The sequence below is a fragment of the Paenibacillus sp. FSL K6-1122 genome, assembly GCF_037977015.1.
Taxonomy (GTDB): Bacteria; Bacillota; Bacilli; order Paenibacillales; family Paenibacillaceae; genus Paenibacillus; species Paenibacillus amylolyticus.
In genome coordinates, this window is sequence record NZ_CP150272.1 from 1040709 (window position 1) to 1063814 (window position 23106).

20 protein-coding genes and 2 riboswitches are annotated in these 23106 nt (G+C 47.2%); of the genes, 12 read left to right on the plus strand and 8 right to left on the minus strand.

From position 1 onward, the window contains the following. Positions 1–173 precede the first annotated feature (173 nt). Positions 174–656: a hypothetical protein gene (locus NSQ20_RS04665; RefSeq protein WP_053061447.1), complete on the plus strand. Its 483-nt coding sequence runs from the start codon at positions 174–176 to the stop codon at positions 654–656. Positions 657–1210: 554 nt separating this feature from the next. On the opposite strand, the gene NSQ20_RS04670 is transcribed toward NSQ20_RS04665, so the two are convergent. From NSQ20_RS04670 to NSQ20_RS04700, 7 genes are all read right to left on the minus strand, one after another. Continuing rightward, positions 1211–1954, minus strand: a complete 744-nt coding sequence (locus tag NSQ20_RS04670) for a MerR family transcriptional regulator (protein ID WP_340031954.1) — start codon at positions 1952–1954, stop codon at positions 1211–1213. A gap of 332 nt (positions 1955–2286) precedes the next feature. Further along, a complete protein-coding gene (gene thiE, locus NSQ20_RS04675) occupies positions 2287–2952 on the minus strand; it encodes a thiamine phosphate synthase (RefSeq protein ID WP_340031955.1) in 666 nt (221 codons plus the stop codon). Beyond that, entirely contained in the window at positions 2952–3764 is an 813-nt protein-coding gene (thiD, locus tag NSQ20_RS04680) for a bifunctional hydroxymethylpyrimidine kinase/phosphomethylpyrimidine kinase (RefSeq protein ID WP_340031956.1), read from the minus strand. Before thiD ends, thiE begins: the two co-directional genes overlap by 1 nt. Then, positions 3761–4573, minus strand: a complete 813-nt coding sequence (gene thiM / locus NSQ20_RS04685; protein WP_036672665.1) for a hydroxyethylthiazole kinase — start codon at positions 4571–4573, stop codon at positions 3761–3763. The genes thiD and thiM overlap by 4 nt, the downstream gene beginning before the upstream one ends. 927 nt (positions 4574–5500) lie before the next feature. Continuing rightward, positions 5501–6574: an ABC transporter substrate-binding protein gene (locus NSQ20_RS04690; RefSeq protein ID WP_340031957.1), complete on the minus strand. Its 1074-nt coding sequence runs from the start codon at positions 6572–6574 to the stop codon at positions 5501–5503. A gap of 167 nt (positions 6575–6741) precedes the next feature. Continuing rightward, a complete protein-coding gene (locus NSQ20_RS04695; RefSeq protein WP_340031958.1) occupies positions 6742–7572 on the minus strand; it encodes an ABC transporter permease in 831 nt (276 codons plus the stop codon). Beyond that, positions 7559–8326, minus strand: coding sequence for an ABC transporter ATP-binding protein (locus NSQ20_RS04700; RefSeq protein WP_340031959.1), 768 nt, complete (start codon positions 8324–8326; stop codon positions 7559–7561). Before NSQ20_RS04700 ends, NSQ20_RS04695 begins: the two co-directional genes overlap by 14 nt. A gap of 158 nt (positions 8327–8484) precedes the next feature. Further along, positions 8485–8587, minus strand: a riboswitch (TPP riboswitch). Between the two features lie 217 nt (positions 8588–8804). Here NSQ20_RS04700 and NSQ20_RS04705 point away from each other — a divergent pair. Further along, positions 8805–9680: a radical SAM/SPASM domain-containing protein gene (locus tag NSQ20_RS04705; RefSeq protein ID WP_036606150.1), complete on the plus strand. Its 876-nt coding sequence runs from the start codon at positions 8805–8807 to the stop codon at positions 9678–9680. Between the two features lie 347 nt (positions 9681–10027). Continuing rightward, positions 10028–10696 carry a pectate lyase gene (locus tag NSQ20_RS04710; RefSeq protein ID WP_036606151.1) on the plus strand — a complete coding sequence of 223 codons (669 nt, stop codon included), beginning with the start codon at positions 10028–10030 and terminating at the stop codon, positions 10694–10696. Positions 10697–10877: 181 nt separating this feature from the next. Here the strand turns inward: NSQ20_RS04710 and NSQ20_RS04715 are convergent, their stop codons facing one another. Beyond that, positions 10878–11831 (minus strand): copper amine oxidase N-terminal domain-containing protein, encoded by a 954-nt coding sequence (locus tag NSQ20_RS04715; RefSeq protein WP_076319322.1) that lies wholly within the window; start codon positions 11829–11831, stop codon positions 10878–10880. 165 nt (positions 11832–11996) lie between these two features. Continuing rightward, a riboswitch (TPP riboswitch) is annotated at positions 11997–12107 on the plus strand. Positions 12108–12336: 229 nt separating this feature from the next. Between NSQ20_RS04715 and NSQ20_RS04720 the strand changes: the two genes are divergently transcribed. The 9 genes from NSQ20_RS04720 to NSQ20_RS04760 all read left to right on the plus strand — a co-directional run bounded on the left by NSQ20_RS04720 (position 12337) and on the right by NSQ20_RS04760 (position 22992). After that, complete coding sequence (locus tag NSQ20_RS04720; RefSeq protein WP_036672660.1) at positions 12337–12930, plus strand: ECF transporter S component; 594 nt, start codon at positions 12337–12339, stop codon at positions 12928–12930. After that, the gene (locus NSQ20_RS04725) at positions 12931–14502 is read left to right on the plus strand and encodes an ABC transporter ATP-binding protein (protein WP_340031960.1); all 1572 of its coding nucleotides are present in this window, start codon (positions 12931–12933) and stop codon (positions 14500–14502) included. It begins immediately after the preceding gene. Further along, the gene (locus NSQ20_RS04730; protein ID WP_340031961.1) at positions 14477–15271 is read left to right on the plus strand and encodes an energy-coupling factor transporter transmembrane component T; all 795 of its coding nucleotides are present in this window, start codon (positions 14477–14479) and stop codon (positions 15269–15271) included. The genes NSQ20_RS04725 and NSQ20_RS04730 overlap by 26 nt, the downstream gene beginning before the upstream one ends. 101 nt (positions 15272–15372) lie before the next feature. Further along, positions 15373–17676, plus strand: a complete 2304-nt coding sequence (locus NSQ20_RS04735; RefSeq protein ID WP_340031962.1) for a PQQ-binding-like beta-propeller repeat protein — start codon at positions 15373–15375, stop codon at positions 17674–17676. A gap of 131 nt (positions 17677–17807) precedes the next feature. Then, on the plus strand, positions 17808–18617 hold the full coding sequence (locus tag NSQ20_RS04740; protein WP_340031963.1) for an ATP-binding cassette domain-containing protein: 810 nt from the start codon (positions 17808–17810) through the stop codon (positions 18615–18617). Next, positions 18614–19285, plus strand: coding sequence for a methionine ABC transporter permease (locus tag NSQ20_RS04745; RefSeq protein ID WP_047841707.1), 672 nt, complete (start codon positions 18614–18616; stop codon positions 19283–19285). The genes NSQ20_RS04740 and NSQ20_RS04745 overlap by 4 nt, the downstream gene beginning before the upstream one ends. A 51-nt stretch (positions 19286–19336) precedes the next feature. Beyond that, positions 19337–20194, plus strand: a complete 858-nt coding sequence (locus tag NSQ20_RS04750; protein WP_127550507.1) for a MetQ/NlpA family ABC transporter substrate-binding protein — start codon at positions 19337–19339, stop codon at positions 20192–20194. Between the two features lie 462 nt (positions 20195–20656). After that, entirely contained in the window at positions 20657–22615 is a 1959-nt protein-coding gene (locus NSQ20_RS04755; RefSeq protein ID WP_340032992.1) for a methyl-accepting chemotaxis protein, read from the plus strand. Between the two features lie 71 nt (positions 22616–22686). Continuing rightward, entirely contained in the window at positions 22687–22992 is a 306-nt protein-coding gene (locus tag NSQ20_RS04760; RefSeq protein WP_338707819.1) for a PAS domain-containing protein, read from the plus strand. Positions 22993–23106 lie beyond the last annotated feature (114 nt).

Genomic DNA, 23106 nt, shown 5'->3' on the forward strand with positions numbered 1-23106 from the left:
CTAAAATGATATTCGAGCGAATAAGGAAATAGATGCTTAATATATCTTTTCTATTATGTAAATACATGGCACCAAAAGTAGAAAAATGTTGAATAATAAGTCTTTTTGTGGTTTCATAGGAAAGGTGAATTCTGGAAAAGAAGCATATGCATGACTCAGGAGGGAAAGACAACGTGGAAGAGAAACAAGGAGTTAAAATCGGTATGCCGATCATTGGTGGCTTAATTGCAGCCATTCTGGGAGGCATCGTATGGGCAGCTATTGCTGCAATGACCGATTATGAGGTGGGATTAATTGCGATATTGATTGGAGCGCTCACGGGTTACGCAGTTGTGTTGTTCTCCAATAAACAAATTGCGACGGTACATAAGATTATTGCCGTACTGTTTGCACTTGTCGGTATTTTGTTGGGGAAATATCTGACGGTGGTTTATTTTACTTCCGAACTGTTTGGTGATGTAGGCGTGATGGAACTTGTGTTTGATAGCGAGATGATCAGTGCGTTTGTGGAAACCTTCCAGGAGTACTTCAGTCAACCGATTGATTTGTTATTCATCGTGCTTGCGATTGTGTCTGCATGGCAGATTCCTGGCCGGATGGCGAGAACCAGTCTAGCTACGGATGCATCTTCATCGGATCACGCACCAAGAGCTTAATCAGATAGACGGTGGACGCTTGGCAGTAAAATGAAGAACGTTTGACAGAAGAAACTTAATGCTCATCATCCTAATCATCTGGTGAAAAGGTTATATCGAAGGACTGGGAGCAGAAGAAAAACGTAGTAAAGAGCAATCTACTTTAAAAGATATTTATAAAGTACTCAGAGTGAGCAGCAGTTAGGCATGTTCACATTGCGGCTGAGATACTTACATACATAGGGACGATACGCCTGAGGGTGTACGTCCCTTTTGTGTATACACCAGGTAGGGGGATATTGCTTATAACTTTTGCAACAATTCGGATCGATTTAATTTATTTACAACGTAACCCTAGTATATATCAACATGTTCATAAGGTTAATTACAAGAACGATATGGTCACCCCAGGAGGTAGGTTCAAATATCCGAATGGTCATTTACTGCGAATAAAGCTGATGACGAGAATATTTTTTTTTACAGGACAGGGGGTAACTTCCAGACTATCGTTTACAGTGCACATCTGACAGCAATGAGAATTGAATAATACTGTATGTGGTTGAATAAGGGCTATATTATTTGTTTTGGTCAGCAAATACAGCCATAGCATCTCTCATAAATACTGCCAAACCATCGCCAAACTGATCAATATTGCGTGTGAAGCGTTCATCGTCCACGTACATCTGACCAAGTCCTCTAAAGGCTTCAGGTGGGTAGCTTCCCATTTGGTTTAGCCAAGTGAACCACTCTTTGATGCCTGCCTGTGCCTCCTCAGATGCTGGTTCTATGTGACGAAGTGAAGCCAGATGTTTGTAGATTTCGTTCATTTGATCGGATAGAGCCTTCTGATCTGTGGTTGATTTACTGTGCAGCTTCTGATTTGCGTGATCGACGGCATGGTCTCCCCAACGTTCCCGCGCTTCTTGTTCATACGGATTCTGGCTAAAATCAAATCCTTCGAATTGTTCTTTGGCTGTCATTTTAATTTCTCCTCTCACGTGTAAAACCGTTCTATCAATGGTAGCAATCATTTGGTCCAAGCGTTGTCGCTTCTCCAGCAGAATAAGTCGATGCATTTTAAGTGCTTCTTCCGGATTGAAGGAAGGGTTGGTTATAATGTTTTTGATCTCCTTCAGAGAGAAGTCGAGTTCCTTGAAAAACAATATCTGCTGCAACCGTTCCAGGTTGGCATCTGAATATAATCGATACCCGGCAGAAGTCACTTCGTCCGGGGTTAATAGTCCGATCTCATCATAGTGATGCAGTGTGCGCACACTGATCGAGGCAAGTTCGGCAACTTCTTTTACCTTCATGGCCATGTGTGAAACCTCCTTACAACACCGATTGTACAGTGTCACGTTACGTGAGAGTCAACCGTTGAAAATGAAAAAACAAGATGCGAGCATGGAAGCTGCATCTTGATCATGGATTGATGACAGGATGTGACTGGATATGACTGGATATGACTGAATTATTATAACATTCAGTCACTTGTAGGTGAGCGGCTGTGCTTCTATGTCGAAGACATGGGTTGTTGCCGCGCCGCGGGGTGTTTTGAGGCTCCTCTGTTATGGAGAGGAGCGTGAGCAGTTGTGGGCTGCACCATGTATTCGGTGCAGCCCACGGGGCTGGCAGTGCAGGGAGAGCAGGGCTATGCCTGCATCCCGCGCACTGCCGCAGCGAACTGCGCAGCCGCTGCGCGCACGTCGGCCGCGCCCGCGATGGCGGAGATGACGGCTACGCCGTCGGCTCCAGCCGCCATCACGGCGGCCGTGGTATCGGGCGTAATGCCGCCGATACCCACAATCGGAACTGCGATGCCTGCGGCGCGCAGTTCCGCCACCCCTGCGGGGCCCAGCACAGCGTGGGCATCCGCTTTGGAGCACGTCGGGTACATGGGCCCGACGCCAAGGTAGTCGGCGCCCGCCTGCAACGCACGGCGCGCCTCATCCACAGAGTGGGCGGATACGCCAAGCATCCGCCCATCTCCAATGCGGGCGCGTACAAGCGCCGCGTCCGCATCCTCCTGGCCGACATGCACGCCGTCGGCCTCCACCGCTACAGCCAGCTCCACATCATCGTTCACGATGAACGGGACCCCGTGCTGGCTGCACACCTCGCGAAGCCGCATTGCAAGCGTGATGCAAGCTTCGCCAACCAGGGCGCCAGTTCCCTTTTCGCGGAACTGGAACAGCGTGATGCCGCCAGCAATGGCCTGGCGCAGCACTTCCACAGGGTCTTGCGTTGTATTGACGCTGCCCATCACTAAATACACCTGCATCGCGCGTCGTACCGCTTCTGCATCCCAAGGGCGCATCACTGCTCACCCCGCTGTCTGCGCTGATACGCAAAATGATTTGTTGGCCCATGTCCGGCCCCAATCCCCAGCTCATCTTCGATGGCTGCCTGAATGAATGCTCGCGCGGTCGTAACGGCAGCCAGAACAGGTGAAGCCTTGGCTAACTCTGCGGTGATGGCAGCAGAGTATGTGCACCCCGTTCCGTGTGTATGACGTGTTACCACACGAACATTCTCCAGATAATGAAAAGACTGCCCATCGTAGAGCACATCCACGATCATGCCACTTCCTTCATCATGACCACCTTTGACCAAAGCATACGTTGAGCCCATCTGTACAATCCGTCTTGCGGCTTCTTCCCGCTGGCTCAGATTGGTGATAGACATCCCGGTAAGCAGTTCCGCTTCCGGAATATTGGGTGTTGTGATCAGGGCATGGGGCAACAGCTCCGTAACCAACGCCTTTACAGCTTCCTGCTGGAGAAGGGGGGCGCCACCTTTGGCTACCATCACAGGGTCGATGACCAGATTAGCCCAACGGTATTGCTGCCATTTCTCAGCGACTAGACGAATAATCTCGGCACTATATAACATGCCGGTCTTCGTTGCGGTTGGTTGAAAGTCTTCGCCGGTCGAGTCCAATTGCTGGGCAATGCCATCGTAAGGGATGGGAAAAACGCCCTGCACACCAGTTGTATTTTGGGCAGCAATAGCGGTGATAACGGTCATGCCGTATACACCAAGTTCTTGGAATGTTTTCAGATCGGCCTGAATGCCTGCGCCGCCCCCGTTATCGGAGCCTGCAATGGTTAGCGCTTGAGCAATACTCATACTGCACCTCCACGGATCTGACGGATCTGTGCGCGTTCTGCCAAGAGGTCTGGTGTTACTTGTGCCAGTTGATTCAACAATTCAATCTGGAAGCTACCCGGCCCCTGATGAGCTGTCCGCTCTGCCGCCAGTTCAGCTGCTACACCATAAAACGCTAGCGCTTCAACAACACTGCCTAGAAGATCGGCTCCTGATTCCGCTATGGCTGTAAAAGCGCCAATCACTGAACTGAGCAGACAGCCAGCACCTGTGACCTGAGTGAGCAGGGCATGACCATTACTCGTGAGGAATGTGGATTGTCCATCAGTAATAATATCTTCTTTTCCGGTAATGACCACGACACAGCCAAGTTTATGCGCTGCCCGCTCCGCAATGCCGATTCGGTCGCCCTCACCTGATCCTGCGTCCACACCTTTAATACTCCAACTCTCACCGATGACATTAGCGACCTCTGCCACATTGCCGCGCAGTACCGTGAGACGAAGTTCACGAATGAGCATCTGCACGGTTTCCGTGCGATAGGTGGTTGCGCCAGCTCCAACCGGATCAAGCACCACAGGCACGTGATGCGCATTAGCTGATTGGCCTGCCAGACGGATTGCCTGAACGACTTTGTCATCGAGTGTACCGATGTTGAGTACCACGGCTCCTGACATCTTGGCGACATCAGCGACCTCTTCATGAGCATAGGCCATAAAAGGGGACGCACCGAGTGCAAGCAGACCATTGGCTGTGAAGGGAGCCACGACAAGGTTAGTGATATTGTGTACCAGCGGATTTTGCGTACGAACACGTTCCAGATAAGACATATAATTTCCTCCTTGTTTTGAAGTAACCCGATCGGCGGAAGTCCGATATCTGGAGTCACTCAACAGAATAATTGGATATGAGTTCCCTTGTTGAGTTGGGGCGCAGAGTCTAACAACAGCCAGATGCATTAATGCGGGAAAAGCAGAAACGTAAAATCTAAATCAATTTCATAACTCACTAAAATGGATTTTTGGAACTGGATATAGACAAATTGAATCATTCTGATCGATATCTAGCGAAACAGTAAAAAACGAAACGATACAAAATACAGAAAGTGAACCCAGGGTATTTCTCCAAACTCAGGCAAGCAATACTGTGATGGATGTTAGCATCCAACCAGTGTCTTGAAGTCCAGGCTGGTCGATACCCAACTGATTGGGGCACGATCGATCGGGGCACGACTGGTCAGACGATGTTTCTAAAGAACACAGGACGTCTTATTTGGCTGTCAGGTCCTCCTTTTGAAATGTAAGGAACATCAGACACGTTATTCCCAGAATCTCCTGACCAAAACGCTGCAAACAGCTATTTATTCTGATATAACATGTTTCAGGTTCTTTAGATTTCTGCAACCGCTCCAAATCCCTGAATAGGACGCCTCAGATTCGTTAGCGGTCGTAGCATGCTCTGTTTCGATCAAGTTAAGGAGCGTTTCAGCTCCCAGTAGGCTTGAAGATAAGCGCTAATTACATTACCAAATACATATCAACAAGCCACCCAAACGCATATCAATCTGCCCAGATGCACATCAAGCCAGTCAAACGCATATCAATCTACCCAATTGCACATCAAGCCACTTAGGATTGTTATAAATAAATTCTGATACTCCGATGCTTGCTTCAGGCCAATTCCATTCCACAAACCTTTATGCATCCGATCCTCACGTTCTTGCTAACTTTTCCTTTATTCGCGTTGCTCTCCTTTATTTACTCTCCTTGCAGAGTAATAAAAGCATCCTCGGCTTTCACCGATTCAGGAATCAAATCCTGTTCAACGAGCCATGCACGTACATTTTCCCACGATTCCATTTCCTGCCGACCAAATGGTTGGCCTTCTTCATTCATGAGTGGTAGCAGAATTGCCAGGCTTTTAGTTTCGATCTCCGGGTCAAGCGGTGATGTTTCATTCTCATGAGCGAGCAGAATACTCAAGGCTTCTTCTGGATGCTCAGTCACATATTTCTGTCCTTCCTGGACCGCTTTGACGAACCGGGTAAGTTGGTCTTTTTTTGCTTCAATGCCAGCTTCACTTGCAGTCAGGACCAATTCATAATAATCAGGCACACCATAATCGACGGGGTTAATCGATTTCATGGCATGTCCTTCTTTCTCCAAAATCAATTGTTCATGGTTAATAAAACCACCCATAATCGCATCCGCTTGTCCGGAAGCCAGCGAAGGAATCAGATCGAACCCAACGTCGACCAGATTTATGTTGTCGGGATTGCCGCCATCCTTACTGATCATCGTGCGTACCATCGCTTCGTACAGAGGAATGGAGGAATAACCAACAGTCTTTTCTTCAAGATCTTTGGGTGAACTTACGTTGCCATTTGCTTCGGTCAACAGATGCACAAGCGGGTGGCGAACAACAGCAGCAATGGAACGTACAGGAATGTTCTCGCCACGCGCGAGCAAAATTTGGGGCTGGTAGCTTAGGGCCAGATCAATTTTTCCGGCAGCAACAAGTTTGAGCGAATCATTGGTATCCGCAGGCATCTGAATATCGACATCCAGACCTTGGTCTGCAAAGTATCCTTTTTCCTGAGCCACATAGATGAAGGAGTGTACTGCATTCGGGTACCAGTCGAGCATGATAGACAGTTTATCTTTGGCGTCTGATGCTGGTTCGGTTGCAGACGGATCTGTTTGCTGTGTATTGGTTGCCGAATCTGTTGTTGGCGTATTTTGGCTAGTGTCTGTGGTGCTGCATCCGCTAACGATCAGCAAAAGGCTAATGAGCATGATGGGAAGCAGGGAGTATATACCTTTGTTATTCATAAATGAAGTACCTCATTTCATCGTTTTGGTTTGTAGAAAATGGGCAACAGCATGTTAACGATAATGTGACAGTGAACTGATTAAAGATGTTGCTGAAATTGTGCATAAGATATGTTTTGTTTTGAAGATTGTAACTACTGTATTTACATCTAATTTCTGTCTAAGTATTATCCAACCTTTCTTTTGCCTCCATGACGATGACGCCGTATGCTAAATCGTTTCTCCAGCCAGGTAATCAGTACAAACAAAACGATCCCAAGCAGAGATAACAGCAAAATGGCGGCAAACATCGCATCCGTGTTCATGTTGCTGGACATACGACGGCTGAAGTACCCTAGACCTTTGCTACCACCGAGCCATTCGCCAATCGTTGCCCCAACCACGCAGTACACCACAGACATCTTTAGCCCCGAGAAAAAAGAGGGAAGTGCCAGCGGAACCTGGAGTTTGCAAAAAATATCCCACTTGTTGGCGCCCATGGTGAGCAGTAGTTCACGCTGCTCCGGATCGCCTTGGCGGAGTCCATCGTAGGTACTGACCACAATGGGGAAGAATGCGATTAAAAATACCACCGCGACTTTGCTCCACAACGTGTAACCAAACCACAAGATAAATACGGGGGACAAGGCGATCAGCGGGATGGTCTGACTAATTACAATGAAGGGATATAGGGCCTTTTCAATCGACCGGTTCATATGCATGCCTGTTGCTAGCGTAATTCCGGTCACTATGGACAAGCCAAAACCAACAACAACCTCCATAAAGGTAGCAGGTAGATGGATAGTCAACAGCAGACGGCGATGCTCAACCAGTGAGCTTACGATGGCCGTGGGTGCAGGAATGATAAATGAGGGCACCCATCCCATACGCACAATCGTTTCCCAGATCGCCAGTAATAAGAACATGAGCATAATAAACAAACCATATTGGGAAAACGACCTCGAGAGCCACTTCGAACACCACGCCCAGACGCTGACCTCAGCTCTATCGCTTTGCATGCAATTGTTCCTCCAGTTGTTGTCTCATCTGCACGAGAGCCGGTTCGTAGATCATGTCCGAATGCCTTGGGCGTGGTAAAGGAACCGTCATCTCACGCAACTGCTGACCTTGCCCCCCTGGAGTTAACAGAATGATACGGTCACTTAACAGCAGGGCTTCTTCAATGTCATGTGTAATGAACAACACGGTTTGTCCAAAGCCCTCCCACAGCTCCAGCAACCAGCGATGCATTTCTCGTTTGGTTAAGGCGTCGAGTGCACCGAAGGGTTCATCCAGCAACATGAGCTGCCCGCCTGTAAGCAAGGTACGAAGCAATACCACCCGCTGCCGCATGCCGCCGGATAACTCATCCGGGTAGGCCTGCTCATAACCTGACAGGCCGAACCTTGCCAACCCAGCTAGGATGTTTGCCCGTAACTTGTCCTTGTCCTGTCGGCCTGGTGCAAGCTCGGCAGGCAGCATGCAGTTCTCCATGACGGTACGCCAGGATAACAGCAGATCTTTCTGCGGCATATAGGCGACTCGTCCGAGCCGTTGTCCTTGCGGGACATCAGCTATATCGATGGTGCCAACGGTTGGTTCATGCAAGCCTGCGAGCAGCTTGAAGAGCGTGCTTTTACCTGATCCGCTGGAGCCGATGAGCGAGACAAATTCTCCTTGTTGAACCTGAAGCGACACATTGGAGAGCACGGGGGAATCCTTTTTTTTCGGAAAAGCGAAGCTTACGTTGTGAATGGTTACATGGTTATCCATCTGATCCTCACCCCCTTGATGTCAGACTGCTGCAATAACAACGGCATCCTATACTCTGCAAAAGGAACAAAAAAGACCCACCCATTTCCGGAGAAATGAGTGGGTCTGTAAGTTAAATCCGCAATTTATCTTCACATACATGAAAAAATTCCGCTTACTAAAAGGCCGCTCCACTTCCCTCCGCTGGTATGATCCAGATCAGGTTCAAAGGGTCCGAATAGTCATATTCGTCTCAGCCGCAAGGCTCCCCTAGTGCAAAAGTTCAAGATATGCAGTTGTGTGTTCAGCATATATCACTTGAACATGAACTGTAAAGAGGCAGCATGATGGATTTCTTGAGATGAGCGTGGAGTCAGACCCGAACAACTGAACAATTTACCTGGGCTCCCTAACCCGATATAATAGTAGTGGCGCATATTGGCCGGATCACAAATGCAGGCGGGATTGTTCTCCCTCCGAAGCAGAATGGGGACCCGAGTTGAAAACGTTCAAAAAAGTATATATTGAGATCACGAGTATCTGCAATCTGGCATGCAGCTTCTGTCCGCAGACACAGCGTGCCAAAGGATTCATTGACCCTGAAGTCTTCAACAATATACTGGATCAAGTTAAACCACACACCAATCATATTTATCTACATGTCAAAGGTGAACCCTTGTTGCATCCCAAAATAGATCTGTTGCTCGATTCCGCACATGAGAAGGGACTCAAGGTGAACATTACAACGAATGGTACACTGCTGCCCAAGACTCAGCATAAATTGCTTGGCAAACCGGCGCTGCGGCAGATGAATTTCTCCCTGCACAGCTTCGATGGGCATGAAGGTTCAACAGATCGTGACGGGTATCTGCGTCATATTTTGTCCTTTGTACACGAGGCCGTTAAGCACAATGTCATCATCTCATTCCGACTTTGGAATCTGACGCAGGATAACTTCACAAATGCTCAGATGAATCGAAATCGGGAGACCCTTGAAGTATTGGAACGTGAATTCAATCTCGACTTCCGCATTGAGGAAAAAGTAGTTCCAGGCAGTGGGGTCAAAATTGCCCCGAATGTATACCTGAATCAGGACCATGAGTTCCAGTGGCCAAGTCTGGATGCGCCTGAAGATGACGGTAAAGGCTTTTGCCATGCACTTCGCGGTCAGGCAGCTGTGCTTGTAGATGGAACGGTGGTTCCATGCTGTCTCGATGGCGAGGGTGTGATTAACCTGGGTAATGTGCACGAGAAGTCATTCTCGGAGATTATTGAGGGTGAGCGAGCGAACAATCTGGTATATGGCTTCTCCAAACGCGAAGCTGTAGAAGAGTTGTGTAGAAAGTGCGGTTATCGTCAGAGATTTGGAGCCTGATATTTTATATCAGCAAGCCAGAAGACATTCAAGATCACACATTTGGAGACAAATGTAGTGGTCTTTCTTTGTTATTGGGGATTAAGTGAGGGGTACATACGTTACAAATGAGCATACCAGAGGTTGATATCAGCATATTGTTTGAGAAACCTGATATGCAAAAAATGCCGATATGACAGGGATTGTGCGTTGTCATGATATATCTGATCTAATGATTATTCTAGTTACCTCCCTTATTTGGTAAGATTAGGTTGTAGATCGGACAGAGGTGCACCTCTGACGATCTTCCAGTACAAGCCCAGGCTGTACACTACCAAAAAACGAGAGAATAAGGGAGGAATAAAGTTATGAAAAAAATGTTGACGTTGTTACTGTCCGCTGGTTTGGTTGCTTCTATATTTGGTGCAGTTCCGGCTGCGGCTGCGCCTACGGTTGTAAATTCAACCATTGTGGTTCCAAAGGGCACGACCTATGATGGTCAAGGCAAAACATTTGTAGCTAATCCTTCCACACTGGGCGACGGATCTCAAGCAGAAAATCAGAAGCCAGTCTTCCGTCTGGAGGCAGGGGCCACGCTCAAAAACGTAAACATTGGATCACCAGCTGCTGATGGTGTTCACTGTTATGGCAACTGTAATATATCGAATGTGGTCTGGCAGGACGTGGGCGAGGATGCACTGACATTGAAGTCTGCCGGAACGGTTAACATTACCGGTGGGGCAGCGTATAAGGCTTATGATAAAGTGTTCCAGATGAATGCAGCTGGAACAATTAACATCAAAAATTTCCGTGCAGATGATATTGGCAAACTGGTTCGCCAAAATGGTGGAACTTCCTTCGCAGTTAACATGACGCTGGATAACTCCAACATTTCCAATGTGAAAGATTCGATTATGCGTACAGACAGCAGCACATCACAAGGGAAAATTACGAATACCCGTTATTCCAAAGTACCAACGTTGTTCAAGGGGTTTGCTTCAGGGAAAACGAGCCAGTCTGGGAACACGCAATATTAGACAGAAGATTGAATCGCTGGAGTTGGTAAAAGTTTAAGCTCTGCTTGTAATTTGAAGTTAAAATATAACGCCAAAAAGAGCGTTCCAAGGTCATTGTTACAATGACTTTGTGGGACGCTCTTTGTAATGCAGATGTCATAGTATAGTTCTGCTGAGCAATGTTTTATAGAGGATGCTCAAATTATTGCTCTCCCGGAACTTCAACGATGACTTTGCCTTTCTCGGGGACAACAGAACCGGTATCAATAGAGCCCAATTTGTTCATGATTTCGTAAGAGGTTTCTTCAAGCATGCGAGAGTACTTAAATGATACGAGTGTTTGACCTGCTACGGAAGGACGAGTCCCTGCTTCAGCAACGGCTTTGTTTTTAATAAAGAACAGGTCACCGATGGTTCCGGCATTTTTGCTGATGTTAGCCTGCCATTGTAGCAGTGCACTTCCATTTTTAAGGATATAATAACTGATCAGATCGTTATCCTCAACAACGAAGAAACGATCTTTTTTACCTTGCTCAAAGATGTATTCAATGGATGAATCCACCGGACCCAAAGGATTGCGAATGTCCAGACGTGCTTGTCCCAGTTCAGAGAAGCGTGGCAGATGCAGTGCGGCTTCACGCGCCACAGTCAGATCGGAACTGTTATATTCTTTTACAATCGTAGCATCGGTAGTGTAAATGTAGGCTTCCTTGGCCTTCTGGTTCCACTGCACCTTGGCACCAAAAGCTTCACCGATGGCACGGAGCGGAAGCATCGCTTTACCATTCACCAGAATCGGCGCTGAGGATAATGTCGCATTCTGACCGTTTTTCTTCATTGTTTTGCTGTTAGGTGTAAGGACATACTTATCGCTGCCTGTGCTAATGCTGATCTCTTTTGTTTTGTTATTGTAACCAAACGTATAGTTGCCGAGGAATTGAAGCTCCGTCAATGCCACGTACGTAATACCCTGCCGTATGACAACATCATATTGAGCTTGAACATTGTTAATATAAGCTGTCGGTTTAGGTTTAGTTGTTGCGGCTTCCGCCACAGTGGATGAGAGTAAGGCAGGTGCCGTGCCTGCGGTGAGTATCGAAGCGGCAAGGACCATTTTCCATGTTTTAAGCTGCCAAACAGAATTGTAATCTTTCATCACTATCAATCTCCCTTCTAATGTTTAAGACGGACTACATAACCTAAATGTTTCATATTATGGAAAGTGAACCATCAGATACTTTCCCCTGTTACCCCAAATGAAGCATGATGATTTTTCTAGGGATTGCCACAAATACCCATCTGATGTACATTAGAAGCAATGAAATAAGTGAACCGGGAGCTCAATGAAGTTGGGCTGAGAGAGTGGCCTTGTGCTGCTGACCGTACATCTGATCTGGGTAATGCCAGCGTAGAGAACATGGATTTGCGATATGTAAGGGTGAATTGTGGGAATGAACGTGGATGAACAACAGACCTCTTTGAACTGTGGTGGTGTATCTGCCAGGGCGGAGGGGGGCTGGTTGATATTCCGTATTTCCGACATCCATCCAATACATCATTGTGAAGATTGTCCACTGTGCGTGAGGCCTGCCCGGAACCGGGGAGGCTTTTTCGTTTATTTTGATAACCCCCACAGGGAACAAAGGAAGGACGTAGAGAACATGGCAACAACAGCAGGCAACAAGCGATTGAAACTAACGGATATTCTGGTAACCATCGTGATCGCAGTAGTGTTTGGGGTGATTTACAAGATATGGGGACCTACATATGACTTGATGAAACCATTTGGCGTTCATGCGGAGCAGATGATCTACGGCATGTGGTTTATGGCGGGCACGTTTGCTTTTGTTATCATTCGTAAACCAGGCGTGGCTATTCTTGCCGAAGTTGCGGCATCAACGGTAAGTGCTTTTCTGGGTAGTGAATGGGGCATGTCCACACTTGTATACGGTCTGTTGCAAGGATTGGGAGCCGAGATATTCTTCGCAGCATTTTTGTATCGCAAAACCAATCTGTTTGTCACCTGTCTTGCAGCCATAGGAGCCGCAGCGGCTTCGCTTTTGCTGGATTACCAGTACGGGTATATTGATTCACTCTCGGCCTGGAACTACACGTTATTTATCGGATTCCGCTTCATTGGAAGCATCTTAATTGCTGGAGTGTTCGCTTATTATCTCGCCAAAGCATTGGAACTGACTGGTGTAACGCGTTCGCTCAGACCGGTATCCAAACAAGATTATGAGGCGCTGGATTAGATGAGCGGAGAGGGGAATTCGCAAGCGGTAAGTGTGACGAATCTAAGATGCAAGTTCCCGGGAGAGAAAGCCTTGGTATTTCAAGGCTTGTCTCTTTCTGTGCGTCAAGGAGAGAAAGTGCTGTTGCTTGGCCCGAGTGGCTCCGGTAAATCAACGTTATTGCAAATTCTGAGCGGTCTGATACCACGTTCGGTTGAGATTCCGATGAAATGTGATGATATTCAGGTTCCCGCCAAAGCAGGAGTGGTCTTTCAAGATCCGGATACCCAGTTCTGTATGTCATTTACAGATGAAGAGATCGCATTTGTTCTGGAAAACCGAAATATTCCGCGTGAAGAGATGCCTGCTCTGATTGAATATTATCTGAAACAAGTGGGGTCATCCTTTGAACAGAATCGTGTATTGATCCAGTCCATGTCTCAGGGGATGAAGCAGCGTCTTGCGATTGCTTCGATGCTTGCCATGGACCCGGAGGTATTGTTTTTGGATGAACCCACTGCACTGCTGGATGATGAGGGGACTTCCCAGGTGTGGGATACGGTCAGACGGATCGCCAGTGACAAAACAATCATCATCGTTGAACACAAAATAAACGAGATTGTGGATATGGTCGACCGCATCATTGTGTTATCACCTGAAGGAAAGATTGTGGCGGATGGGCCAGCACAGCAGGTATTTACTCATGAACGGGAAAAGCTGAAGGCTTATGGAATCTGGTATCCGGGTGTGTGGGATGAGCACGAGCAGGCAGCTAAGCAAGAAGAGGGAAGTGCTTCTGGAGAGCTTCAAGTGTGTGTGGATCACGGCATCTCAAGTTTGGAAGCACAGCAATCGTCTGGCTTATCGGATACACCGGGTATATCCCCCATATCTCATGTCTCACCCTTATCGCCTGTATCACCCGGCTATCAGCCTGCACTGGACTTGCAGCAGTTCACCGGATGGCGTGGGAAAACACCCTTCATTCAGGTAGAACAGGCCAAAGTATGGCATGGGGATTGGATTGGTATTGTCGGAACTAATGGAGCTGGCAAGAGTTCATTGTTGTTATCTCTGATGAATATCCTGAAAACAACAGGTCATTATGAGGTGGAAGGTCAGCCTTCTGGCAAAACGGAGCAGCTTGCAGATCGAATTGCGTTTGTATTTCAGAACCCGGAGTTTCAATTTGTGACCAACACGGTCGCGGAAGAAGTGGAATTCTCATTACTGGGGGGCAGGCATACAACGGAAGAAAGACTTGTCAGGACTGATCATATGTTGAATCAATTTGGACTAATCGACCTGTCCGAGCGTCATCCCTATCAATTATCGATGGGGCAGAAACGACGCTTAAGCGTTGCCTCTGCACTGGTGAGAGAGCAGCGAATACTGCTGTTGGATGAACCTACTTTTGGACAGGATGCCCGCAATACGTTTGCCATGTTAGCACAGCTGGAGCAATTGCGGAGAGAGGGAACAGCCATTGTTATGGTTACCCATGATCGTGAAATTGTAAAAAGATATTGCACCCGAATCTGGACGGTAAGTGAGGGGAGGTTATCTGATGCAACTGTCGTTTCCTCACCGTGAAACCTGGCTTCATAACGTCAATCCGGGATTAAAGATGATCACTCTGACGATGATGTTTGTCATCGTTATCCTCATTCACAATCTGAATGTAATGACCAACGTTGCGTTGGCGATGATGCTGTTACTGTGCTGGACAGGTCATCCATGGTATAGATTGATGCTGTACGCATCACCATTCATTCTGGTGTTTATCTCCACGTCTACAGGTATGATGATGTTTGGTAAGGGCCAAACCACATGGTATAAGTGGGGATTGATCCACATAACCGAAGAGAGTTTCTATCGCGGTCTACACTTGGGTTTTCGCTCGCTGACTATGGCCGCGGCAGGGTTACTCTTTGGTCTTACGACCAAGCCTGTGAGACTGTTTTATTCCCTGATGCAGCAGTGGCGGCTTCCCGCAAAATATGCCTATAGCTTTCTGGCCGCGATGCGCATGATCCCCATTTTGCTGGATGAATTCCAGACGCTCCGTTATGCGATTCGTATTCGTGGAACACAGCAACGCGGCTCTCGCTGGAATGTGTATGGTACACTCAAGCGTTACGCTATTCCGCTGCTGGCACAGAGTATTCGCCGTGCACAGCGAATGGCGGTAGCGATGGAAGCGAAAGGGTTCACAGATGGCGCGAGCCGCACGTATTACATTCAGATTGGCTATTCGCGAGCTGATCTGTGGTTTGTATTTTATTATATGCTCACCTTAACAGCTGCTTATTACATCGGGGTTACCTTTCCTTATCATGCTACGATGGTGGATGTAAGGTAATACGGGGAGATAGAGAGAAATATATTGAGGTAACCGGTAACTTTTTCCTGTTTGCAGCGTCTCTATTGGAAATAACTTCTAATGGATGGGGATGAACGAGAGTGAAGACGGGTCCTGACTGGCAGAGAACGGGGTACAAATGGATTACCATGACTGGATTATCAGCTGTGCTGTTGACGGGCTGGATGCTGCTGGATTCCAAAATGGTCGCCCTTGAAGGACAAGCTTTGACTACAACGCCACAAGCATTGGGGGCAAGTTCCCAAGTCTTAACTGCAAAGTTAGCTTACAAACAAGGAGACACCGTTACGCTTATTAATGACATCCCTCTGTTCAAAAACAGAAGGGACGGCAGTGTGGCTGCTGACCAGCTGGGGATTGAATACTATACAACAAAAAACGAAAAGTATACGTTGGCCACGGTTCGAGGTGAGTGGGTGCAGCTTAAGTCAACCGATCATGGAGACTTTTGGCTGCCAAGTTGGTATGCCCTGAAGGAGAGCAGAAGCATGACGGAAACAGCTCCCCAAAGCTTCACACTCCAATCAGGCAGTAAGCTTTATCTGGCTCCAGATAGTTCTACAAGCTGGTCTTTTGAGAAAGCGCTAACGGATAAGGCAGTTATTGTTGCAAAGTGGAAAGGATGGTATGGCGTCTCCATTGCCCCACGAGTCTGGAATAAAGAATCCTTCACGTATCGGCCAGGACTCTTCTGGATCAAGGCACAGGCTATAGAACAGCGGATGAATGTGGCGGATGGTTGGTTCCAACAGGATGCATCGCTACCAACTTCGGTTATACGCCATCTGACAGATATGAAGCTGAACAATGCAATCACCTCCAAACAAGTGGCTGGGTGGTTAGGCGAACCGGATTGGAAAGAGAGTTCAAGCAATTTGAATGATACTGGTTATGCAATGAGTATTGGGCAGACCTGGAGATATGAGCGGGAAGATGCACAATTTCTGGTCACATTCAACAAGAATGGCAAGGTGGTCAGGACACGCTGGAATCTACCACAGGATGAACGAAATGTTGTGGTTTCTGATTGGAACATCAGTCGGGCCGATGAATATGGGTTCACGACAAAAATGTATGGCACAACACTGCCAACGACAATCCCTTGGAAACCGGTATGGACCAACCAGGGGGATATTAACTACACTTTTTTACAAGCAGCCACGGATGACGTGCTCCTGATGAAAGGCGATGACGGTGGATTTAGCGGAGGTTACTACGAAGGTTCCATATATGCCCTTGACCGACATTCCGGCCAGCAATTATGGGGGATTAACGGGGGTTTTGGAAGACAGCAGGCAGAGGTGGATGCAGAGCGCAAATACGTTACAATCTACACCGATTATGACCCTGATAAGAAAAAATACGTGGATCGTATTCGTCATCTGAACTTGAAGAACGGAAAGGTCATGTGGACGTACACTCCTAAGCAAAATTTTAGACTAAATGGCATCACCGCTGCTAAGAACGTTGTGGTTGTGGATAACCCGGTTGTTGAGAGCTCAAGCAACAGTTGGTTAACGGTTCTGGACAGTGCAAACGGAAAAACATTGTGGACGCGAAAACTGGCTACAGGTTATGAATTATTGAACAAGAGTGCAGATGACCCCTATGTGTTGTATTGGGAAAAGAATAAGCTGGTTGCAGCCGATCCGCAATCAGGGCGAACCGTATGGAGCTTAAAGGGCAAACGATCCACCATAGAACAATTTTGGAATGATCCATATACTGGTGGAATTGAACGTCTTGATCCCTTTGCAACCACGAATGCTGAAAGATGGCTATCACTAGATAATCAGTGGCTTCTGCTTGATCTGAACACGGGGAAAAAGCTTGCCCAATTCCCTGCTCGAGTAGGACAGAGATTTGAGGAGCTGAATGATGGCATGTTGTTGATCCGTGAGAACAAAAACGGCGATCATTACGGCGAATATGAAGATTTTACAACCACCCTGTATGATGCCAAGACAGGCAAAACACGCTGGACGATCAAGGGCAAGATTGAACGAGGACTGGTGGAAGAGGATCAGTTGTATGTGATTAAGAACGGTTATCCAGCGGCTTTGGATTATAAAACGGGGGAGACGCGTTGGAATGCCAAAGATACGATTGCAACACTAAGGCATCCGACGAATCAGGGAAGTTATCTGGTCATTGATGATCAGTTGCTGTTGCCCATGGACGAAAATCTTCTCGTGATGAATAAAAAGAATGGAGCACTGTTAGGTCGTGTACATGACGTTGTGATGGGAAACCCGGAGCACCGGGACCGGGATGCGAAGAATGGAATGATTAACCGGATCGGTAATGAAGTGTATGTGGGTTCGTCGAACGGACGTTTTCGTGTATATGAAGCCAGCCGCCTGCAGGAGGCAATCTCACCTTAAAAGCTTGTCTCGTAAGGGATGTTGATTTATTATAAATGAACAGGCTTGCTCGCGCTCCGGTTATCGGCTGTGCGGGCTTTCTTCATGTGTTCTTGAAGAACCATGCATGATCATTCACGGGAGGACTCTCCATGATCTCATTATATGGTGTAAGCAAACGTTATAACGAGCGCGGTTCCCGTGCAGATCAGGGATTCGAAGCATTAAGCTCGGTGTCCCTCGAAGTGGGACAAGGAGAAATACATGGCATCATCGGATCAAGTGGTGCAGGCAAATCCACACTTCTGCGGATGCTCAACGGATTGGAAAAGCCGGATGATGGTGAGGTTGTTGTGAATGGGCAGCACCTGACCCAGATGAATGAACAGAGTCTGCGTCAGGCACGAAGATCCATTGGCATGATCTTTCAACACTTCAATCTTGTCAGTAACCGAACGGTGAGTGGCAATGTCTGCATGCCATTGGAGCTTGCGGGTATGCCCCGTGCGCAGCGAGTTGAACGTGGACTTGAGGTACTGCAGTTTGTTGGACTGGAAGACAAGGCGGGTCAATATCCTGCTCAGCTTAGCGGAGGACAGAAGCAGCGTGTGGCCATTGCACGAGCGCTGGCTAGTCGTCCGGATGTGCTGCTCTGTGATGAACCGACCTCTTCGCTTGATCCACAGACCACGAACGGTATTCTGGATGTGCTGCGACATATCAATGAAACGCTGGGCGTGACCATTGTTGTAGTAACGCATGAGATGGAAGTGGCTCGCAGACTATGTCACAGGATATCCGTCATGAAGGATGGGCGACTCGTTCGTACGTTGTCTAAAGCGGAAGTGAGCAGTATCCCTGCTCCGCAGCCTGATCTGTTGACCTCCTTGCTTGCGGGTGACGAATACGGGATGACAGGTTCGTCTCTGTTCCGTCAGGCAGAACAGGAGGACAAGTCATGAGGTTACCTGAGTCTGTGCTGAAATATCAGCATGAGATATGGCAGGCGATCGGAGAGACTTTTGTCATGGTGGGTATCTCCATTGCGGCAGCTGTTCTGATTGGGTTACCTCTGGGTACACTGCTGTACTTATTCCGGAGAGGACAACGGTATCAGAATCAAACGCTGTCCTTTGTACTCGGCAGTGTCGTTAACATCGTTCGTTCGTTTCCGTTCTTACTGCTGGTTGTATTCATGATTCCATTCACACGGATTGTTGTGGGAACGTCCATAGGTACGCTGGCGGCAACCGTGCCACTCTCGGTCATTGCAATTGCCTACTACGCCAGACTGGTGGAACAAGCGTTGCTGGATGTTCCGAGGGGAGTGGTTGAAGCTGCTGCTTCCATGGGGGCATCGACGATGCAACTTGTGGTGAAGTTTTTGTACGTGGAGGCACGATCTGGTCTTGTGCTGGGACTCACGACAGCTACGATTAGCTTCATCTCTTACTCGACGGTGATGGGTATTGTAGGTGGCGGCGGGGTTGGCGATTTTGCCATTCGCTACGGTTATCAGCGCTTCGAAACGGAGATTATGGTATTTACGATCATCATTATGATTATCCTGGTACAGATGATCCAATTCACAGGTAGCAGACTGTCCCACTGGCTGGATCGCAGATCCTGAACGGTTGGACCGTGCATTGCATTATTAAGAATAACCAATACAGATTATACGATGAGGGGTAGACATGAAATGAAAGTGAAAATGATGCTTATGTTGCTTGCAGTAATGCTGGTTGTAGCTGCTTGTGGCAAAAAAGAAGAAACACCTGCGGCTGAAGGAACAAAAGAAGGTACACAAGCTGCACAAGAAGTTACGTTGAAAGTAGCTACGTTGATTCCGCCGATGACAGATGTGCTGGATATTGTTAAACCGCTATTGAAGGAAGATGGCGTCAACCTGGAAGTTGTTGTGTTGTCAGATAACGTTCAACCAAATACGGCACTTGCGAACAAGGAAGTGGATGCAAACTTCTTCCAACACGTGCCTTACATGACCCAGTATAATGAAGCGAACAATGCGAACCTGGTGGCCGTGCAGCCCATCTATAATGCCATCTATGGCGGCTACTCCAAAAAGTACAAAACGATTGAGGAATTGCCAGAAGGTGCAACGATTGCAATTGCAAACGATCCTTCCAACATTGGTCGCTCTCTCGTGATGCTGGAGCAGAACGGGTTGATTAAGCTGAAAGAGGGCGTAGGTTTTAACGCCACACAGGCAGACATCACCGAGAATACAAAGAACTTCAAGTTTGAGGAAGTGGACTTGTTGATGCTGGCTCGCATGATGGATGATGCTGATCTGGTAGCCATGACTCCGGCATATGCCAGTCCGCTCGGTCTTACACCGAAGAAGGATGCACTGTTAACCGAGAAGGATGATTCCCATTTTGCAATCACCATGGTTGCCCGTGAGGATAATAAGGACTCCGAAGCGATCCAGAAGCTGGCTAAACGCATGGCGGGTCCAGAGGTCAAAGCCTTCTTCGAAGAGAAATATGCAGATATCGCGATCCCGGCATTTAAATAGAGAATACGTTGGTCCAATGTAAATAACCTTTAGATCTGAGCGATAACGCTTGGATCTTTTTTTTGTCGTCCGCTTGTTTATTAACAAGTATTTAGAAAGTTAACAATTTGGTCATATCCCCGGAACACTTTATTTAATAGTTTTTTCGTATAATTTGTTTGAAAATAGTTCTTTTGGATTATAAATTAAGAGATTTGTTCGAGTTTTGTAGTGTAAAGAGTGTTTTTCACAAGAAGTGAGACCTAGTTTTTTGAAAAGATGGTTTACAATCTATGAGAGCTATACAAGAGCTATATAAGTTGTATGAATCATTCAGCAATTGGCGGTTGTTCTGTCATCGGAGTGGCAAGTGTAAATAATCACTAGTTCAACTTATAAGTAGATCAAGTAAAACTAAAATTTATCTGGAAGAGGTAGAGAAATTTGTCCCGAAAAAATAGCAAATCGACCTGGTTCAACAAGATGCATAAGAACTTTAAGACCAAGCTGGTGGTGTCCTTTATTGCTTTCCTGGCCATACCTTCGTTAAGTATTGGAGTTTTATCGTATAACAGTGCAAAAGATGAAGTGGAGAAGCAAATTTTACATAGTGCGATGGAAAATGTGAACCTTGCCAGTGCAACGATAGATCTTTCAGTCAATGCCAAGCGGAACCACATTGAATATTATGCGAGTACACTCGCGGAGCAATTGCGTCAAGAAGATGCCGAGGTTCGGGTTGTGAACGAATTGAAGGGGTATGCCGCACAGAACAAAGATATCATCACCATAGGTGTAGGCACAGAGGCAGGTGTGTATCTGATGTCCTCTGATGCGGAGATGCCTGAAGATTACGATCCGCGAACAAGACCATGGTACACAGAAGCGATGGGTACTCCACAGCAGGTCATTGTTACAGACCCTTATATTTCTGCCGAGACAAAAGAGATTACCATTACGATTGCAAAGGCACTGGAAGACCAATCTGGTGTGGTCCAACTGGATCTCAATCTGGCGGACATTAGTCAATTAGTTAGCGGAATTAAAGTTGGAGAAAAGGGACATCTGATTCTGCTGGATGCCAGCGAAAAGTATATCTATCATCCGACGATGCAACCTGGAACAGATGCAACAGAAGATTTTTGGACACAAGTGTATACGAATGAATCCGGTAATTTCAACTATACCTTTGATCAGGTTGATAAGGTCATGTATTACGCCACGAATGCATCCACGGGATGGAAGGTCGCTGGCACCATGTTCTCCTCTGAAGTTGAGGATGCCGCTGCACCTATTCTGAATCGAACGATTATGGTCATCGTTTCTTGTCTTGTCATCGGAATTTTGATCATCTGGCTGGTGATGCGATCGATTGTTAAACCGATCCGTCAGTTGAAGGATCAGGCGATTCAGGTGAGCGAAGGGGATCTAACCCAGACCATAATAAGTACAAGCCATGATGAAATAGGTGAACTGAGTGAGGCTTTTGGCAAAATGCAGCACAATCTGCGTGTGTTGATTCAAAATGTGGAGAACAGCGCCAGTCAGGTAGTCATCTCATCGGATGAAATGACTCAGAGTGCGGAATCAACCAGTGCAGCCAGTGAGCAGGTAGCGCGAGCCATTCAGGAAATTGCGAGTGGTGCGGAGAAACAGACCGAAGGTATTGAACATAACCATCAGGCCATGAATGAAATTACGATTGGTATTACAAGAATCGCCGAACGTTCCATACATGTCGCTGATTTGGCGAAACATACAACCGTACAAGCAGAAGAAGGCGGCAACACCGTCAAGCAGACGGTGAGTCAGATGCAATCGATTCAAGAGACGGTAGAACAGACAAACCAATTGATTCAGGCGTTATATGAACGATCACACCAAATTTCAGCGATCACGGAGTTAATCGGAAATATAGCCAAACAGACAAACCTGCTCGCGCTGAACGCATCCATTGAAGCTGCTCGTGCAGGTACACATGGCAATGGATTCGCTGTTGTAGCAGCAGAGGTTCGCAAGTTGGCAGAGCAATCCGGGCAGTCCGTCAATGAAATCACCGTGCTGACTACGGCGGTACAGGAAGATATGGCTGCTTCCGTTCGCATGATGGAGAAGGTGACTTCAGAGGTTGGAGAGGGCATGGACATCTCTACAGAAGCGATTCGGAAGTTTGAACGTATTCTGGATAGCATGCGGGAAACGACACCTCAGATTGAAGAGATTGCTGCCACATCGCAAGAGATCACAGCAGGTGTGCAGGAAGTATCTGCAGTATCCAATGAGTTGGCAGGTATTGCTTCAGGCAACGCCGCGGCCTCCGAAGAAGTGGCTGCTTCCTCAGAGGAGCAATTGGCAGCGATGGAGCAGATTTCTTCCTCGGCTCGGGGCTTGTCTACCCTGGCTGAAGAGCTACAGCGTCTGATTAGACAGTTTAAGTATTAAACGGGGTCGTAGAAGAGAGTATCATACCGGGACAGCATCACATCATGTTTCATTAGAGGGAGTGGACAACCATGCAACTGGAACTCAAAGCCTTCTTACTGCTAACGGATGCGGTCATGATTACAGATGAGGAGGGTGTGATTCTGGATGTGAATTCCGTTTATGTAACCAAAACAGGATTCTCACGGGAGAGCACCATAGGTCAGCCTGCCCGATTGCTAATGGATACCCACTGGAGAGGGAACCAGACCTGGTCCGGCGTAGCCAAACTAATGAAGGTTGATCAGGAAGTATGGGAAGCTCAGGTCACCATAACATCGGTACATTTGGATGACTCTCTCTTTTATATCAGTATATTTAATGATGAACTTTCATGAGAAAACACGTCATCTAGCGATAAGAGTATGTTAGCTGAAAGGATCAGTTATTTTCTAAAAAATGGTCAATATCGTCGATTGAATAAGGGAGCACGGCATACTATGATTTGTGTA